The organism is Burkholderia sp. lig30 (genome assembly GCF_000687455.2).
Classification (GTDB): Bacteria; Pseudomonadota; Gammaproteobacteria; order Burkholderiales; family Burkholderiaceae; genus Burkholderia.
In genome coordinates, this window is the sequence record NZ_JGVW01000059.1 from 26,397 (window position 1) to 43,195 (window position 16,799).

Genomic DNA, 16,799 nt, shown 5'->3' on the forward strand with positions numbered 1-16,799 from the left:
CCTCACCAGGCGTGGACGAACGGCGCGCCGCCCGTCGTCAGCGGGCCGAAACCGGCTTGACCGCCGCTGCCGCGCGCTTGGCGCGCACGCGGGCTTCGTCGACGTTCGCGCCGGTCGCGAGCGCGACGCCCATGCGCCGCTTCGCAAAGCTCTCGGGCTTGCCGAACAGGCGCAGGTCCGCGCCCGGTACCGCGAGCGCGTCGCGCACGCCCTCGAACGCGATGCCCGCCTCGTCGAGCCCGCCGTAGATCACCGCCGACGCCGCGGGCGAGCCGAGCGTGGGGTCGACCGGCAGGCCGAGGATCGCGCGCGCATGCAGCTCGAACTCCGACTGACGCTGCGACGCGAGCGTGACGAGGCCGGTGTCGTGCGGACGCGGGCTGACCTCGGAGAACCAGACCTCGTCGCCGCGCACGAACAGCTCGACGCCGAACAGCCCGCGGCCGCCGAGCGCCTCGGTGACCTTGTGCGCGATCTCGCGGGCGCGCGCGAGCGCCGCCGGGCTCATCGGCTGCGGCTGCCACGACTCGACGTAGTCGCCCGCCACCTGAACGTGGCCGACCGGCTCGCAGAACGACGTGCGAACCTGTCCGCTGTCGGGATCGATCGCGCGCACGGTGAGCTGCGTGATCTCGTATTCGAAATGGATGAAGCCCTCGACGATCACGCGACCGTGATTCACGCGCCCGCCCGCCATCGCGTACTGCCATGCCGGTTCGAGGTCGGACTCGGCCTTCACGACCGACTGCCCCTTGCCCGACGACGACATCACCGGCTTCACGACGCACGGCATGCCGATCGTCGCGACGGCCGCCTTGAATTCGTCGAACGACTGCGCGAATGCGTACGGCGAGGTCGGCAGGCCGAGTTCCTCGGCCGCGAGCCGGCGAATCCCTTCGCGGTTCATCGTGAGCTGCGTCGCGCGCGCGGTCGGGATCACCTCCGCGATGCCGGCCGCTTCGATCGCCGCGAGCGCGTCGGTCGCGATCGCCTCGATCTCGGGCACGATCAGGTGCGGACGCTCGGCCTCGACGAGCGCGCGCAGCGCGGCGGCGTCGGTCATGTCGATCACGTGCGCGCGATGCGCGACCTGGTGACCCGGTGCATTCGGATAGCGGTCGACCGCGATCACTTCGACACCGAGGCGCTGCAGCGCGATGATGACTTCCTTGCCCAGTTCGCCCGCGCCGAGCAGCATGACGCGCGTGGCCGAAGGCGAAAGCGGCGTTCCGAGCCGCTGACCGATCTGCATGTGATTCCCTGCTGTATTTAGGTGGATGGCGAAAACGACTGCGATGTTAACACGCGCACCGCGGCCGTTCGGGCCCGCGCCGCGCGTCGAAACGACGCCCGCGCCGGCGCGGCGCACCGCGAACGAATCGGCGTGCCGATGGTCGCCTCCCTGACGCGACACGAGTGCGTTACTCTTACGCCTTGTTCAGTTCTCGACGAGGAACGAGGCTCATGTCCCACACGACCGCAGCCGCCCGCACGCGCGCGCGCCTGCTTCGCCCGCTGCGCGCGCCGCTTGGTGCGCTGACGCTCGCCACGCTTCTCTCCGCCTGTGCCATGCCGACCCATCCGGATGCGTCCGCGTCCGCCCCCGATCCGTTCAACCCCGCGACGATCCAGCTGATCGACGACACGAACTGGGAGCTGACCGGCTGGCAGAACGCCGACGGCACGCCGCGCACGATTCCGCACGGCGACAACGGCGAACCGATCAAGCTCATGCTGTCCACCGCGTCCGGCTCGCGCCGCGTGTCCGGTTTTTCCGGCTGCAACCGCTACATGGGCACCTACGACATCAAGAACGGCGTGCTGAGCTTCGGTCCGCTCGCCGGCACCCGCATGGCCTGCGTCGCGACGCTCGGCGGCAAGCTCGAAAGCGCCTATCTCGACGCGCTCGCGCACGTCGCGAAGGCCGGCGTGCAGATGCGCGCGCCGCAGCAGCTGCTGATCGTGACCGACGGCGGCGCGACGCTGACCTTCACGCGCCGCGGCGAGTAGTCCCGTTCGCGGGCGGGGGCGGACGGCTGACCGCGCCCCGTGCGCCCATCGTCCGGTGCGCGCCCGACTCGAAAGCATCTTCGTCAGCCGGTTAAACTCGGCGGGTCGCGCATTGCGCTCCCCGCCTTTTTCCTGTTTCAAGCATGCACACGGTTGTTCTCGGCTGGTTCGGCATCTCCTCTGCCTGGTTCCTCCTTCTCATCTGGCGCCTCGTGAAAGCGATGCTCCCCGGCGGCGATGCCGCCGGCTCCGGGCCGATCCGGCTCTGGCTCGGCTTCGCCTGCGTGTTCGTCGCGAGCTGCACGCTCACGAGCGTGTTGTCCGGCGCGGACACCAACCTGCTCGGCCACGCGCTGTCGGCAGGCTTCGAACGCGTGCTCGGCCGGATCGGCACCCCGATCGCGATGACCGTGCTGTTCTTCGTCGGCCTGCCGTGGCTGACCGGCATCGGCTGGCGGCACGTCGCCGAATGGCTCGACACGTCGTTCGGACTCAAGCTGTCGCACGACGACGGCGACGACGCCCGCAGCATCGCCGACCTGCCGCGCAGCGCGCTGCATCGCGACGACGAGCGCCGCGTGCGCCGCGCCGGCGACGTCCAGCCGACCAGCGCGCATACCGTCAACTCGATGGCGCCGCGCCAGAACGGCCGCTTCGCGCGGCCGACGCTCTGGAAACCCGATTCGCAACCGCGCCAGCGTCAGCGCGGCCAGACGCCGTCCCGGCCGCTCGCCGAGCCGGTGGCGCCCGCCGGCTGGCTGAAACCCGCGCAGAAACCCGCGCCGGCCGCCCGTCCGGCGGCGGCGGCTGGCGTCGGTGCAGGCGCGGCAAGCATCGCACGCCCTGCGGCGGCGATTGCCGCGCAGGCTGCAGCGGCATCCGCATCCGCATCCGCATCCGCATCCACATCCACGTCGGCGTCGGCGTCGGCGTTTGCTTCAGCCTCGATGCCGCGCCCCGCTTCGGCACCGGCGCAAACTTCCGCGCCTGGAATCGGTGAGCCGGTCCGCACGCGGCCGCAGCCGTTCACGCCGCCGCGCCCGGTCACGGCGCCCCGCCAGACCGTTGCGCCACGCGCCGCCGCCATGCCGCGCCCGGTTGCCCCGACGCAGACGCATGCGGTGCCGCCGCAAGCCATCGCGACGCAAACGCCCGCGACGCCGCCCGTCCCGCCTCGCAGGCGCCCGGCCGCGCCGACGCGCGCGCCGCTGTATGCATGGACCGAAAAACCGGCGGAACGCATCGCGCCGGCGCCGAGCCTGCAGGAAACGCTGCGCTCGATCGAGGCGAGCACCGCACGGTGGGCGTCACTCGACGGCACGCCGCACGTCGATGCGGCGCACGTCGCGGCACCGCTTGCCGGCGCTGCGATCGGCATGGCCGCGGCTTCGGCCGAGCCGTCCGCGTCGCTGGTCGCGCCGCTTGCCTTCGATTTCGTCGCGGACGACTTCGCGCATCCCGTCGGCGCGACCGCCGAACTCATGCCGGCCGACGGGCATGCCGCGCCGGCCGCCGCCTCCGTCGACACGATCGCGCCTGCCGTCGCTGAATCGCCCGCCGCGCACGCGGTCAACGCGCCGGGCACCGACGCGATCGGCCCGCACGTCGCGACGGACGACGTGATGACGTCCAGCATGCCGGGCGACATGCAGCCCGCGCCGCACGTCGCGCCCGGCGCCGATGCGGCAAGCGACGCCATGGCGGCGTCGGAGGTCGCCCGGACCGGACTCGATGTCGAAACCGCCGACACGGTGACGCTCGACGCGCAATCCATTCCGGTCGATGCGCTGACCGCGCCGCTCGACGCCGCTCCCGCGAATGCGGCAAGCGACATCGCGCCTTGGGAAGAGACGGTCGCGGCCAGACACGCGCCGGTCTCCGGGCACATCGATGCCCCGCGTTCGGACACGGCTTCGGCAACCGCACTCGCTTCGACGTGGGGCGGCATCGCCGCAGCCACGCACGCGCCGGCGGCAATCGTGTCGCCATTCACGGCGCCGACGCCGTCGGCCGCGCCGGCCGACACGCCAGCGGCCAATGTGCTGCCGAGCGAGCCGCCTGCCGCCGTGCCGCCTCTCGGCGAATTCGCCGCAACCTCGCAGGCTCTGGCCGTAATCGCTGCATCGACGTACACGGATGACGCGGCTTCAACGCTTCCGGCTTCGAACGCCGACGCGCCAGCGCCCAATATGCTGCCGAGCGAGTCGCCTGCCGCTGTGCCGACTTTCGGCGAATTCGCCGCGCCCTCACTGGTGCCGGCCACGCCCGCCGCATCGGCGTACACGGAGGAAGCGGCTTCAACGCTTCCGGCCTCGAACGCCGACACGCCAGCACCCAATGTGGTGCCGGGCGCATCGACCGTCGCCGCACCCACGTTCGGTGACGCCGCCACTTCGCCGGCTCCGGCCGTGACCACCGCATCGGCATACGCCGGCGAAGCCGCTTCGCCGTTCTCGGGCACGAACGAGATCACGCCGGTCCCGACTGCGATGACGAGCACGATGCTCATGACCACGTCGGCCGCGGCAACCGCCACGCCCCCGCGCGACGCCGACTTGCCGTCCGCAACGGCCATCCCGGCCACCAGCCAGATCGACGCAACGCGCATCCCCGAGCCCGAGACGCACGTCGGCGCATCGGCCGACGATCGGGCACTGGCAGCCTCGTCGGCAACGCCCGTGGCCATCGCGACATTCACCGCTCCTGGCCTGACGCTGCCGGGTTCCATCGTTCCCGCTTACGCGCCGGGCACAACGCCCTCGTCTGTGTCTGGATTCGCCTCGACGTTTGTGCCGCCCTTCGTGCAGACGTTCGCCACAGGGAATGCATCTCCGTCCGAGCCGTCCGTCCCGGCACCGTCGAACGCCGTCCACACAACCGCATCGTCCGACGTGGAGACGCAGCCGCCGGCCGCCGTTGCCCCGGCTCGACCGTTCGCCACGTTTACGTCGATCGCACCATCGGCTGGCGCCGCTCCCACGCATGCGGCCGCCGATCGGCCCGCGGACGCTTACGCCTTCGCTGCGGCGACCGAAACCGGCGTCATGCTGGCCCCGACTTCCCCGATCGCCGTTCCCGCACCGGTCGCGCCCTTCGCGCCGGTGGCGTTTGCCGCACCTGCCGCACCTGCAGCACCTGCCGTACCCGCCGCGTCGGCCCCTGCCGCGGCCCCCGCCGCCGACACTCCGCCCGCGCGCCAGCCGCGCCCGAACGCCTTCGAGTTCCGCGCGCCCGCCGCGTCCCTCGTCGAGCTGCCCGCGCTCGACCTGCTCGAGCCCGCATCCGGCGACATGGAAACGATCAGCGACGAGCACCTGGCCCAGACCGGCCAGATCATCGAGCAGCGTCTGCAGGAGTTCAAGGTGCCGGTCACGGTCGTCGGCGCGTCCGCCGGCCCGGTGATCACGCGCTTCGAGATCGAGCCCGCGCTCGGCGTGCGCGGCAGCCAGATCGTCGGCCTGATGAAGGACCTGTCGCGCGGCCTCGGCCTCACGTCGATCCGCGTCGTCGAGACGATTCCCGGCAAGACCTGCATGGGCCTCGAGCTGCCGAACGCGAAGCGCCAGATGATCCGCCTGTCGGAAATCCTCGCCGCGCGCGAATACCAGCACTCGACGTCGCAGCTCACGATCGCGATGGGCAAGGACATCACCGGCCGGCCGGTCGTCACCGACCTCGCGAAGGCGCCGCACATGCTCGTCGCCGGCACCACCGGTTCGGGCAAGTCGGTCGCGATCAACGCGATGATCCTGTCGCTGCTGTACAAGGCGACGCCCGAAGAGGTACGGCTCATCATGATCGACCCGAAGATGCTCGAACTGTCGGTCTACGAGGGCATTCCGCACCTGCTCGCGCCGGTCGTCACCGACATGAAGCTCGCGGCGAACGCGCTCAACTGGTGCGTCGGCGAAATGGAGAAGCGCTACCGGCTGATGTCGGCGGTCGGCGTGCGCAACCTCGCGAGCTTCAACCAGAAGATCCGCGACGCCGAAGCGAAGGAAAAGAAGATCGGCAACCCGTTCTCGCTCACGCCCGACGATCCCGAGCCGCTGTCGACGCTGCCGCTCATCGTCGTCGTGATCGACGAGCTGGCCGACCTGATGATGGTGGCCGGCAAGAAGATCGAGGAACTGATCGCCCGCCTCGCGCAGAAGGCGCGCGCGGCCGGCATCCACCTGATCCTCGCGACGCAGCGTCCGTCGGTCGACGTGATCACCGGGCTGATCAAGGCGAACATCCCGACGCGCGTCGCGTTCCAGGTGTCGTCGAAGATCGACTCGCGCACGATTCTCGACCAGATGGGCGCCGAATCGCTGCTCGGCATGGGCGACATGCTGTTCCTGCCGCCCGGCACCGGCTATCCGCAGCGCGTGCACGGCGCGTTCGTCGCCGACGAGGAAGTGCACCGGGTCGTCGAATACCTGAAGCAGTTCGGCGAGCCGCAGTACGAGGAAGGGATTCTCGACGGCCCGGCCGCCGAGGGCGCATCGCAGGATCTGTTCGGCGACGCGCCGGAAGCCGAGGCTGATCCGCTCTACGACGAAGCGGTCGCGTTCGTCGTGCGCACGCGGCGCGCGTCGATCTCGTCGGTGCAGCGGCAGTTGCGCATCGGCTACAACCGCGCGGCGCGCCTCGTCGAGCAGATGGAAGCCGCCGGGCTCGTCTCGCCGATGGGCATCAACGGCAGCCGCGAGGTGCTGGTGCCGGCCGCCGCCGACTGAGCCCGCGCGGCCGCACTGCTGATGAGGGGCGCCACCCGCTCACGCGGCGCCCGTCTGCGCCGAAGCGAGACGCGCCGAAGTCGCCGCGCTGGCGGCTTCGTGTCGCCGGGGCGACGTGCGGCCCGGCGGCGGCGCCCCCCGTCCGGCGCTGCGGCAGCGTCATCCGGCGACACGAAGCCGACGGCGCGCGAAAACGGTTCGGCATCGAAACCTCCTTGCATCGAGCCGTCTCAAGTGTTGAGATGTGACGAAACGCCGGCCGGGCGCGCGCTTCGCCGTCCGGCCGGGCATGCGGGCCGCCGCGCGCGGGCATGAAGCCCGGCTGCCGCCGCCCGGATCATGAACCCGAACCAAGGATCGCCGATCATGTCCGCCCTGATCGAAGACTATGCCCTCGTCGGCGACGGCCATACGGCCGCGCTGATCGCGCGCGACGGCTCCGTCGACTGGCTGTGCTGGCCCCGCTTCGATTCGGGCGCCTGCTTCGCGGCCCTCGTCGGCACGCCCGAGCACGGCCGCTGGCTGATCGCGCCGGCGGCCGACGCCGCCGTCACGCACACCGCACGCCGCTATCGCGGCGACACGCTGATACTCGAAACCGATTACGAGAGCGCCGACGGCGCCGTCACGGTGGTCGACTTCATGCCGCCCGGCGACGGCTGGTCGGAGCTCGTGCGGATCGTCGTCGGCCGGCACGGCACGATGAAGATGCGCATGGAGCTGGTGCTGCGCTTCGACTACGGTTTCTCGATTCCGTGGGTGACGCAGCTCGCCCGCGAGGAAGGCGGCATGAAGGCGATCGCGGGACCGGACACCGTCGTACTGCGCACGCCCGTGCCGCTGACCGGCAAGAACCTGCACACGCTCGCCGAATTCACGGTGAGCGCCGACGAGCGCGTGCCGTTCACGCTCGGCTACACACCGTCGCACCTGCGGCCGCCGCCCGCGCGCGATCCGCTGTCGATGCTCGCGCGCACCGAGAACCACTGGCTCGAATGGTCGGCGCGCTGCCAGGTGAAAGGCCGCTACGCGGCAGCCGTGCGGCGCTCGCTGATCACCCTGAAGGCGCTCGCGTACGAGCCGACGGGCGGCATCGTCGCCGCGCCGACGACGTCGCTGCCGGAGCAGCTCGGCGGCACCCGCAACTGGGACTACCGCTACTGCTGGCTGCGCGACGCGACGATCACGCTGCTCGCGCTGATGCGCGGCGGCTATTACGACGAGGCGCGCGCGTGGCGCGCGTGGCTCGGCCGCGTGATGGCCGGCTCGCCCGAGCAGATCCAGATCATGTACGGCATCGCCGGCGAACGCCGCCTGCCCGAAATGACGCTCGACTGGCTGCCCGGCTACCAGGGCGCGCGGCCGGTGCGGATCGGCAACAACGCGGCCAACCAGCTGCAGCTCGACGTGTTCGGCGAAGTGATGGCGGCGCTGCACCTCGCCCGGGTGGGCGGCCTGCAGGCCGACGACACGGTCTGGTCGGTGCAGTGCACGCTGCTCGACCATCTGGAGAAGATCTGGCAGGAGCCCGACGAGGGCATCTGGGAAACGCGCGGCGGCCGCCGCCATTTCACGTTCTCGAAGGTGATGGCGTGGGTCGCGTTCGACCGCGCGATCAAGTCGGCGGAGATGTTCCGCCTGCCCGGCGCGCTCGAGCGCTGGCGCGCGCTGCGCGAGCAGATCCACGCGGACGTCTGCGCGAACGCGTGGAACCCGCGCCTGCAGGCGTTCACGCAGAGCTACGGTAGCGACGAACTCGACGCGAGCGTGCTGCTGCTGCCGCTGCTCGGCTTTCTGCCGCCCACCGATCCGCGCGTCGTCGGCACCGTCGCCGCGATCGAGCGCGGCCTGCTCCACGACGGCCTGGTGCAGCGCTACTGCACGACCCAGTACGACGACGGCCTGCCGCCCGGCGAAGGCACGTTCCTCGCGTGCAGCTTCTGGCTCGTCGACAACTACGCGCTGCTCGGCCGCATCGACGAGGCGCACCGGCTGTTCAACCGGCTGCTGTCGCTGTCGAACGATCTCGGCCTGCTCGCCGAGGAATACGATCCGGCCGCGCGCCGGCTCGTCGGCAACTTCCCGCAGGCGTTCTCGCACGTCGCGCTCGTGCATACCGCGATGAACCTGATGCACCACGAGGAAGCGATGGCGCGGGCGGCCGGACAGCCCACGCCCGCCGAAGCGGCAGCCGGCCGATAAGCCGGCCCCCAAAGACGCATCCACGATGTATCTTCAAGGATGGTCAAATCGTAAAAGTTTCGTGAAAAATCATGGAATTGTTGCATTGCACCACGCATCGTTGTCCGATATGATCGACGACGACTGACCGGCTGCGTCGCATCACGGCCGGTCGCTGACCCACACGGCACGCCGCGACGCCACGCGCCGCCCTCGCGCACCGTCCTCCCCTCGGGAGCCTGCATGCTTTACCAACTGCACGAATTCCAGCGGGCATTGCTGAGCCCGCTCACCGCCTGGGCCCAGGCCGCCTCCAAATCCTTCGCCAATCCATCCAGTCCGTTGTCGCTGATCCCCGGCGCGACGCGCATGTCGGCGGCCTACGAGTTGATGTTCCGGCTCGGCAAGGATTACGAGAAGCCCGAATTCGCGATTCACCAGATCGTCAAGGACGGACACAACATCCCGATCGTCGAGCAGACGATCCTCGAGAAGCCGTTCTGCCGGCTGCTGCGCTTCAAGCGCTACGCCGACGACGCGGGCGCGGTCGGCCAGCTGAAGGACGAACCGGTCGTGCTGGTCTGCGCGCCGCTGTCGGGGCATCACTCGACGCTGCTGCGCGACACCGTGCGCACGCTGCTGCAGGATCACAAGGTCTACATCACCGACTGGATCGACGCGCGCATGGTGCCGGTCGAAGTCGGCCCGTTCCACCTGCAGGATTACGTCGCGTACATCCAGGAATTCATCCGCCACATCGGCGCGCGCAATCTGCACGTGATCTCGGTGTGCCAGCCGACGGTGCCGGTGCTCGCGGCGATTTCGCTGATGGCGAGCCGCGGCGAGGACACGCCGCTCACGATGACGATGATGGGCGGCCCGATCGACGCGCGCCGCAGCCCGACGTCGGTGAATTCGCTCGCGACGCAGCACTCGATCTCGTGGTTCGAGAACAACGTGATCCACACGGTGCCCGCGAACTACCCCGGCGAAGGCCGCCAGGTCTACCCCGGCTTCCTGCAGCACACGGGCTTCGTCGCGATGAATCCGGAGCGCCACGCGCAATCGCACTGGGACTTCTATCAAAGCCTGCTGCGCGGCGACGAAGACGATGCGGAAGCGCACCGCAACTTCTACGACGAATACAACGCGGTCCTCGACATGGCCGCCGAGTATTACCTGGAGACGATCCGCATCGTGTTCCAGGACTTCAGCCTCGCCGAAGGCACGTGGGACATCGACGGCGAGCGCGTGCGTCCGCAGGACATCCGCCACACCGCGCTGATGACGATCGAGGGCGAGCTCGACGACATTTCCGGCAGCGGCCAGACCCACGTCGCGCACGAGCTGTGCACCGGCATCCCGAACGACCAGCGCCGCAGCCTGACCGCGGAGAAATGCGGCCACTACGGCATCTTCTCCGGCCGCCGCTGGCGCACGATCATTTATCCGCAGCTGCGCGACTTCATCCGCGAGCATGCGCCGGAGCCGAAGCACGGCGCCACGAAGAGCCATCCGGACGCGGCGACGCCGCTCGCAGCCGTGCCGCCCGCACCGGTCGCGCCGGCGCCGGTCGAGCCGTCCGCCTCCGCCGTGACGGCAACGGTCGAGCCGATTGCACCCGCTGCGCCCGTGGCAGTCGAGTCATCCTCCGCATCCGCCACGGCCGAACAGGCAAAGGCCGCCGCGGCGAAGCGCATGCGGGTGAAAGCGCCCGGCACCGGCGCGCCGTCGAAAACGGCCGCGGCGAAGCGCGGCGCGCGCCCGGCGAAACCCGCCCGCGCCCGCAAGGCCGCCTGACGCGCCGCTTGCGCAAACACAAACGCCGCCATGCACTTCGCATGGCGGCGTTTCCTTTTCCGGCTCCGCGCTCCGGCCCACGGCCCGCTGGTGCGGGTCAGCGGCGCAGCAGGTACGCGAGCAGCACCTCGGTATTCATCTTGACCATCTCGGCACGCTCGTCCGGCGCGCTGAAATCGCGGCCGAGCGTCGCGGCGAGCGTGAACCGGTTCGACACGATGTAGTAGCCGAGCCCGGACAAGGTCACGTAGAAGCGCAGCGGATCGACGTCGGTGCGAAACAGGCCGGCCTTCTGTCCGCGCGCCAGCACGTTGCCGAGCATCGCGACGATCGGCGAGATCATTTCGCGGATCCGCGTGGACTTGTGCAGGTAGCGGGCCTCGTGCAGGTTTTCGTTGTTGATGAGCCGCAGCAGCTCGGGATGGTCGCGGTAATAGTCCCAGACGAAATGCGCGAGGCGCGTGACCGCCTCGACAGGCGCGACGCCATCCAGCTCGAGCACGCGCTCGGCCTCGGTCAGCGCGGAAAATGCATGCTCGAGCACCGCGGTGAACAGTTGCTCCTTGCTGCCGAAGTAGTAATAGAGCATGCGCTCGTTGGTTTCCGCCCGGCGCGCAATCTGGTCGACGCGTGCGCCGAACAAGCCTCCACTCGCGAATTCTTCGGCCGCGGCCAACAGGATGCGGCGGCGTGTGCCTTCAGGGTCTCTTTTGATTTTTGGCTGATTCATGGTGGCGTTTTGCTATGTGAGCCGCGTCATCCGGATCGATCGCCTCGGCCGCGCGGCACCGGCGACACTGGAACGGGCACACCGCGCACGGCGTACCTGCTGCTGCGCCCCTGCAAAAAAGCGCTTCGATTATGGCACAGGCACCGTCAAGCGCAATGCGGGAAATCGGCGATAATCCTGATTTGGCAAACCATTCCGGCCACGCCGCGCGGCGCGGCCGCGCGCCGTCGCCTGTTGTCACCGTGACCGATTCCAAGACCCTCGCGGATCGCATCGAAGATCTGCTTCCCCAGACGCAATGCACGAAGTGCGGGTATACGGGCTGCCGTCCGTATGCCGAAGCGATCGCCGCCGGCGACGCGAACTACAACCAGTGCCCGCCCGGCGGCGCCGAAGGCGTCGCGCGCCTCGCGCGCCTGCTCGGCAAGCCCGTCATCCCGATCAGCCCGGAACACGGCGTCGAGCGCCCCCGCCCCGTCGCCTTCATCGACGAGCAGCTCTGTATCGGCTGCACGCTGTGCATGCAGGCCTGCCCGGTCGACGCGATCGCCGGCGCGCCGAAGCAGATGCATACCGTGATCGCGTCGCTGTGCACCGGCTGCGATCTGTGCGTGCCGCCGTGCCCGGTCGACTGCATCGCGATGCTGCCCGTCACCGGCGAGCGCACCGGCTGGGACGCATGGACACAGGAACAGGCCGACGACGCGCGCGAGCGCCACGAGCGCCGGCTCGCGCGCCAGCGCCGCGAGCGCGAGGCGGCCGAAGCGCGCGCAGCCGCGCGCCGCTCGGCCAGCGCCGCGGCGCAGCCCGCCGCTCAATTCGCCGCTCAACTCGCCTCGCAACCCGCTTCGCAGCCCGCCGCGCAACCGACGGCGACCGCCGACGCGGCGGCGGATGCCGACGCGAAGAAGCGTGCGATCATCGCCGCGGCGCTCGAGCGTGCCCGCAAGAAGAAGGAAGAGCTCGCCGAGCAAGGCAACGCGCCGAAGAACACCGAAAGCGTGAGCGCCGCCGTCCAGGCGCAGATCGATGCGGCCGAAGCGCGCCGCAAGCGGCTCGCCGGGCAGGCGCCGCAAGCGGATCAGGGCCAGCCCTCGAACGACAGCGGCCCGTCCACGCCGCCCGACACGCACTCGCAATGAACGCCAGCAAACGACGCGCGATCTACGAAACGCTGCAGAGCCTCAATCCGCATCCGACGACCGAACTCGAATACGCGACGCCGTTCGAGCTGCTGATCGCGGTCATGCTGTCCGCGCAGGCGACCGACGTATCGGTCAACAAGGCGATGCGCAGGATGTTCCCCGTCGCGAACACCCCGCGGCAAATTGTCGCGCTCGGCGAAGAAGGCGTCACCGAGTACATCAAGACGATCGGCCTCTTTCGCACCAAGGCGAAGAACGTGGTCGCCGCCAGCCGGATCCTGCTGGAGCGCTACGACGGCGAAGTGCCTGCGGATCGCGAGGCGCTGGAGAGCCTGCCCGGCGTCGGCCGCAAGACCGCGAACGTCGTGCTCAACACCGCGTTCGGCCAGCCCACCATCGCGGTCGACACGCACATCTTCCGTGTCGCGAACCGCACCGGCCTCGCGCCGGGCAAGGACGTGCGGGCCGTCGAAGCCGCGCTGGAGAAATTCACGCCGCCGGAGTTCCGCCACGACGCGCATCACTGGCTGATCCTGCACGGACGCTACGTGTGCAAGGCGCGCCGGCCGGAATGCTGGCACTGCGCGATCGAGCCGCTCTGCGAATTCAGGCCGAAGACGCCCGCGCCCGTCGAGTGAGCCGCCGTCGCGTGCCGGTCACGCGTTGGACGTCGCGGTCGCGGCGTCGTCGGCCGCGCCGCCTGCGCGCACGAGCCACAGCACCGCCGCGAGGATCGCGATGCCGCCGATCCACTGCATCGGCGACAGCGCCTCGCCGAACAGCAGCGCCGCGAGCGCGACCGTCACGACCGGCTCGAGCGTCGACAGCATCGACGTGCGCGCCGCACCCAGCCGCTCGAGGCCGGCGAAGAACGCGAGCATCGCGGCCACCGTCGACACCAGTGCGATCGCCAGCATCGCGGCCCAGCCGCCTGCCGTGACCGGCCAGTGCGGCGCGACGCCGAGCGCGGCGCGGCGGACGACGGCGAGCAGGATCAGCATGGCGGTGGCCGATACGCAGATCACCGCCGTCGTCGCGAGCGGGTCGATGCCGCGCGTCGCCTTCGTGCCCGCGACGATATACAGCGAATAGATCACCGCGGCCGCCAGCGCGAGCGCGATGCCGAGCGGCTCGCCATGCCCGCCGCCGACCATCAGCGCGGAGCCGGCGACGCACAGCACCAGCGCCATCCCCTTCACGCGCGTGAGCCGTTCGCCGAGCCACCATGCGGCGAGCAGCGTGACGAACGCCGGATACAGGTACAGCAGCAGCGCGACGAGGCTCGCCTGCGCGTGCTGCAGCGCGCTGAAGTAGCAGAACGACTGGCCGACGTAGCCGAACGCGCCCATCGCGGCGAGCGGCACGAGCGCCCGGCCGCGCGGCCACGCGACGCGCCGGTGCCGCGCGATCGCCGCGAGCACCGCGCCGCCGATCGCGAAGCGCACGATCAGCAGGCCCAGCACGTCGACGCCGCCCGCATACGCGTAGCGGCCGAAAATCGCCATCGCGCCGAACGCGGCGGCGGACAGCGCGACGTAGAGCGCGCCTTGCACGGCGGCGGATGACGGTGAGGGTCGGAGGGAGGAAACCATGGCGGCGCGGTGGGCGAACGGGCGGATGACGGAAGGGAATCGAGTGTATCGGCGGTTCGGCGCGCGAGCCAGCCCGTGCTTGCCCGTGCTTGCCCGTGCTTGTCCGTGCTTGTCCGTGCCTGCCCGTGCCTGCCGACAGCGGGCCGCCAGCGGCGCCGGCCGAGCCGGCGTACAATGCGCCGACGCGGCATGACGCCGCGCGAATTCCGATCGCCCCCATCATGTTCAATCCGAGCCGCGACGAAGTGCGTCGCTTTTTCATCGACACCTGGCGCAAGCAGCGCGCCGGCGACATCCTGACCCCGCTGGAAGCGATGGCGGCCGACTGGATCGTCGAGCATCCCGAATACCACGCCGACCTCGCAGACACCGAAGGCGCCGCGACGCAGAACTACGCGCCCGAGGAAGGCCGCACGAACCCGTTCCTGCACCTGTCGATGCACCTCGCGATCAGCGAGCAGCTGTCGATCGACCAGCCGCCCGGGATTCGCGCCGCGCACGACAAGCTCGCCGCGAAGCTCGATTCCACGCACGACGCGCAGCACGCGATCATGGAATGCCTCGGCGAGACGATCTGGGAAGCGCAGCGCACCGGCACGCCGCCCGACTCCGACGCGTACCTGCAGCGCATCCTGCGCCGCGCGTCGCGCGGCTGACGCGCGCCGCCGTGCGCGCATCACGCCGCGCACGGACAAAAAAATACCCCGCCGAGGCGGGGCATCTCGCGACCCGGCGGCCCGTCCGGGGCCGGCGCGCTTACTTCTTGAACACCAGGTCGCCCTGCAGCGACTCGATGTAGGCCGCGATGTCCTTCATGTCGGCGACAGACAGGTTCTGCACCTGCGCCTGCATGATCGCGTTGCTGCGGCCGAGCAGCGGGCTCCCGAGACCCATCTGGTACTGGCGCATCGCCCAGACCAGGTAGTCGGCGTGCTGGCCGGCGAGGCGCGGATACTCGGCGTTGATCGGCTTGTTCAACTTCGCGCCGTGGCAAGCCGCGCAGTTGTGCGACTCGACCAGATCCTTGCCTTTCGCGAGGTCCGCCGCGTGCGCGGTGCCGATCGCGAAGCCGGCCGCGAGCACCATCGCCGCTGCCGTCTTGAATGCCTTGTTCATGAATGCTCCTATCCCGCGTGTGAGATCAGCAAGCGCGACGCTTACTTGTAGGGATTGTCCTTCGAGTCGGGTTTCTGCGCGGCGTAGTAGGCCGCCAGATCGGCGATGTCCTGATCCGTCAGCGATCCTGCGATCGCGTTCATCGACGGGAAGTGACGATCCTTCTTGCGGTAGGCTTGCAGCGCGTTCTCGAGGTATTGCTGGTTCTGGCCGCCGAGGATGGGCACCCGGTAGACCTCCGGGTACGCCACGCGGTAGCCGGCGATGCCGTGACAGCCGATGCACATGGCGGCCTTGCTCGCCCCGTCCTTCGGGTTGCCGACCACACCGGCCGCCTGCGCGCTGCCCGCGAGCGCCACGAGCGCTGCGACAACGACATGTTTGCCGACGAATTTGTTCATAGCTCTTGTAACCTAGCTTGAGGGGAAACTGGCGCCTAAGCGGCAACGGCCCGCGCCGTTTTGCTTATCGGGTCGCCACGCAGGCCAAAAAAACGGCCAGATTGTACCGCGTCGGCGGGGAAGGCGTCCACATCGCGCCCGGGCGCCCGCCTCGGCCCTGCCCCGCCGCGCTGCGCTGCGCGCGCGTGCCGACCGCGCCGCCCTTCTGACTTATACTGGGCTTTTTTTCGCGAAAAGAGCGCCGCCATGCGTTTCGAAGGGTCCTCGCAGTACGTCGCCACCGACGATCTGAAGCTCGCGGTCAACGCCGCACTGACGCTGCAACGCCCGCTCCTCATCAAGGGCGAGCCCGGCACCGGCAAGACCATGCTCGCCGAGGAGGTCGCCGCGGCGCTCGGCATGCCGCTGCTGCAGTGGCACATCAAGTCGACGACGAAGGCGCAGCAGGGCCTGTACGAATACGACGCGGTGTCGCGGCTGCGCGATTCGCAGCTCGGCGACGCGCGCGTGAAGGACATCGCGAACTACATCGTCAAGGGCGTGCTGTGGCAGGCGTTCGATGCCGATCACCCGAGCGTGCTGCTGATCGACGAGATCGACAAGGCCGACATCGAATTCCCGAACGACCTGCTGCGCGAGCTCGACCGGATGGAATTCCACGTCTACGAGACCCGCGAGACGGTGCGCGCGAAGCACCGCCCGCTCGTGATCATCACGTCGAACAACGAGAAGGAGCTGCCCGACGCGTTCCTGCGCCGCTGCTTCTTCCACTACATCCAGTTTCCCGATCCGTCGACGATGCAGCAGATCGTCGCGGTCCACTACCCGAACATCCGCGAGGAGCTGCTGCAGGCCGCGCTCGAAAGCTTCTTCGAGCTGCGCGGCGTGTCCGGCCTCAAGAAGAAGCCGTCGACGTCGGAACTGCTCGACTGGCTGAAGCTCCTGCTCGCCGAGAACATCCCGCCCGACGCGCTGCGCGGCGCCGACCGCAAGCAGATCGTGCCGCCGCTCGCGGGCGCGCTGCTGAAGAACGAGCAGGACCTGAGCCTGTTCGAGCGGCTCGTCTACATGAACCGGCACAACCGCTGAGCCGGGCCGCCCCG

Annotated in this window: 13 protein-coding genes and 1 pseudogene; 9 read left to right on the plus strand and 5 right to left on the minus strand. The window is 69.7% G+C overall.

Annotated features, from left to right (window positions below):
• Nucleotides 1-37: 37 nt before the first annotated feature.
• Entirely contained in the window at nucleotides 38-1,252 is a 1,215-nt protein-coding gene (gene purT, locus LIG30_RS07200) for a formate-dependent phosphoribosylglycinamide formyltransferase (RefSeq protein WP_038710861.1), read from the minus strand.
• A 212-nt stretch (nucleotides 1,253-1,464) separates the two neighbouring features.
• Between purT and LIG30_RS07205 the strand changes: the two genes are divergently transcribed.
• From LIG30_RS07205 to LIG30_RS07220, 5 genes and pseudogenes are all read left to right on the plus strand, one after another.
• The gene (locus LIG30_RS07205) at nucleotides 1,465-2,010 is read left to right on the plus strand and encodes an META domain-containing protein (protein ID WP_038710862.1); all 546 of its coding nucleotides are present in this window, start codon (nucleotides 1,465-1,467) and stop codon (nucleotides 2,008-2,010) included.
• 143 nt (nucleotides 2,011-2,153) lie between these two features.
• Nucleotides 2,154-6,471, plus strand: a pseudogene (locus LIG30_RS07210) (DNA translocase FtsK); the annotation flags it as partial.
• Between the two features lie 35 nt (nucleotides 6,472-6,506).
• Nucleotides 6,507-6,731: a DNA translocase FtsK gene (locus tag LIG30_RS27620; RefSeq protein WP_442856846.1), complete on the plus strand. Its 225-nt coding sequence runs from the start codon at nucleotides 6,507-6,509 to the stop codon at nucleotides 6,729-6,731.
• 366 nt (nucleotides 6,732-7,097) lie between these two features.
• Nucleotides 7,098-8,933, plus strand: a complete 1,836-nt coding sequence (locus tag LIG30_RS07215) for a glycoside hydrolase family 15 protein (RefSeq protein WP_038710864.1) — start codon at nucleotides 7,098-7,100, stop codon at nucleotides 8,931-8,933.
• Nucleotides 8,934-9,155: 222 nt separating this feature from the next.
• Nucleotides 9,156-10,712: a polyhydroxyalkanoate depolymerase gene (locus LIG30_RS07220; RefSeq protein ID WP_038710866.1), complete on the plus strand. Its 1,557-nt coding sequence runs from the start codon at nucleotides 9,156-9,158 to the stop codon at nucleotides 10,710-10,712.
• Nucleotides 10,713-10,809: 97 nt separating this feature from the next.
• On the opposite strand, the gene LIG30_RS07225 is transcribed toward LIG30_RS07220, so the two are convergent.
• A complete protein-coding gene (locus LIG30_RS07225; RefSeq protein WP_038710867.1) occupies nucleotides 10,810-11,442 on the minus strand; it encodes a TetR/AcrR family transcriptional regulator in 633 nt (210 codons plus the stop codon).
• Between the two features lie 155 nt (nucleotides 11,443-11,597).
• Between LIG30_RS07225 and rsxB the strand changes: the two genes are divergently transcribed.
• Nucleotides 11,598-12,584: an electron transport complex subunit RsxB gene (rsxB, locus tag LIG30_RS07230; RefSeq protein WP_038710868.1), complete on the plus strand. Its 987-nt coding sequence runs from the start codon at nucleotides 11,598-11,600 to the stop codon at nucleotides 12,582-12,584.
• Nucleotides 12,581-13,225 (plus strand): endonuclease III, encoded by a 645-nt coding sequence (gene nth / locus LIG30_RS07235; protein ID WP_038710869.1) that lies wholly within the window; start codon nucleotides 12,581-12,583, stop codon nucleotides 13,223-13,225. The genes rsxB and nth overlap by 4 nt, the downstream gene beginning before the upstream one ends.
• Before the next feature lie 18 nt (nucleotides 13,226-13,243).
• Here nth and LIG30_RS07240 read toward each other — a convergent pair whose 3' ends face one another.
• Nucleotides 13,244-14,179 (minus strand): DMT family transporter, encoded by a 936-nt coding sequence (locus LIG30_RS07240; RefSeq protein ID WP_038710871.1) that lies wholly within the window; start codon nucleotides 14,177-14,179, stop codon nucleotides 13,244-13,246.
• A 221-nt stretch (nucleotides 14,180-14,400) separates the two neighbouring features.
• On the opposite strand from LIG30_RS07240, the gene LIG30_RS07245 reads away from it, so the two are divergent.
• Nucleotides 14,401-14,835 carry a DUF1841 family protein gene (locus LIG30_RS07245; protein ID WP_038710873.1) on the plus strand — a complete coding sequence of 145 codons (435 nt, stop codon included), beginning with the start codon at nucleotides 14,401-14,403 and terminating at the stop codon, nucleotides 14,833-14,835.
• A 100-nt stretch (nucleotides 14,836-14,935) separates the two neighbouring features.
• On the opposite strand, the gene LIG30_RS07250 is transcribed toward LIG30_RS07245, so the two are convergent.
• On the minus strand, nucleotides 14,936-15,295 hold the full coding sequence (locus LIG30_RS07250; protein WP_038710874.1) for a c-type cytochrome: 360 nt from the start codon (nucleotides 15,293-15,295) through the stop codon (nucleotides 14,936-14,938).
• Nucleotides 15,296-15,336: 41 nt separating this feature from the next.
• Nucleotides 15,337-15,696 carry a c-type cytochrome gene (locus LIG30_RS07255; protein WP_038710875.1) on the minus strand — a complete coding sequence of 120 codons (360 nt, stop codon included), beginning with the start codon at nucleotides 15,694-15,696 and terminating at the stop codon, nucleotides 15,337-15,339.
• 246 nt (nucleotides 15,697-15,942) lie between these two features.
• On the opposite strand from LIG30_RS07255, the gene LIG30_RS07260 reads away from it, so the two are divergent.
• Entirely contained in the window at nucleotides 15,943-16,785 is an 843-nt protein-coding gene (locus LIG30_RS07260; protein WP_038710877.1) for an AAA family ATPase, read from the plus strand.
• Nucleotides 16,786-16,799: the final 14 nt, after the last annotated feature.

Bases quoted from the DNA above. Each gene is read 5' to 3' on its own strand.
- purT (WP_038710861.1), bottom strand. From the start codon at position 1,252: ATGCAGATCGGTCAGCGGCTCGGAACGCCGCTTTCGCCTTCGGCCACG.
- LIG30_RS07205 (WP_038710862.1), top strand. From the start codon at position 1,465: ATGTCCCACACGACCGCAGCCGCCCGCACGCGCGCGCGCCTGCTTCGC.
- LIG30_RS07215 (WP_038710864.1), top strand. From the start codon at position 7,098: ATGTCCGCCCTGATCGAAGACTATGCCCTCGTCGGCGACGGCCATACG.
- LIG30_RS07220 (WP_038710866.1), top strand. From the start codon at position 9,156: ATGCTTTACCAACTGCACGAATTCCAGCGGGCATTGCTGAGCCCGCTC.
- LIG30_RS07225 (WP_038710867.1), bottom strand. From the start codon at position 11,442: ATGAATCAGCCAAAAATCAAAAGAGACCCTGAAGGCACACGCCGCCGC.
- rsxB (WP_038710868.1), top strand. From the start codon at position 11,598: ATGCGGGAAATCGGCGATAATCCTGATTTGGCAAACCATTCCGGCCAC.
- nth (WP_038710869.1), top strand. From the start codon at position 12,581: ATGAACGCCAGCAAACGACGCGCGATCTACGAAACGCTGCAGAGCCTC.
- LIG30_RS07240 (WP_038710871.1), bottom strand. From the start codon at position 14,179: ATGGTTTCCTCCCTCCGACCCTCACCGTCATCCGCCGCCGTGCAAGGC.
- LIG30_RS07245 (WP_038710873.1), top strand. From the start codon at position 14,401: ATGTTCAATCCGAGCCGCGACGAAGTGCGTCGCTTTTTCATCGACACC.
- LIG30_RS07250 (WP_038710874.1), bottom strand. From the start codon at position 15,295: ATGAACAAGGCATTCAAGACGGCAGCGGCGATGGTGCTCGCGGCCGGC.
- LIG30_RS07255 (WP_038710875.1), bottom strand. From the start codon at position 15,696: ATGAACAAATTCGTCGGCAAACATGTCGTTGTCGCAGCGCTCGTGGCG.
- LIG30_RS07260 (WP_038710877.1), top strand. From the start codon at position 15,943: ATGCGTTTCGAAGGGTCCTCGCAGTACGTCGCCACCGACGATCTGAAG.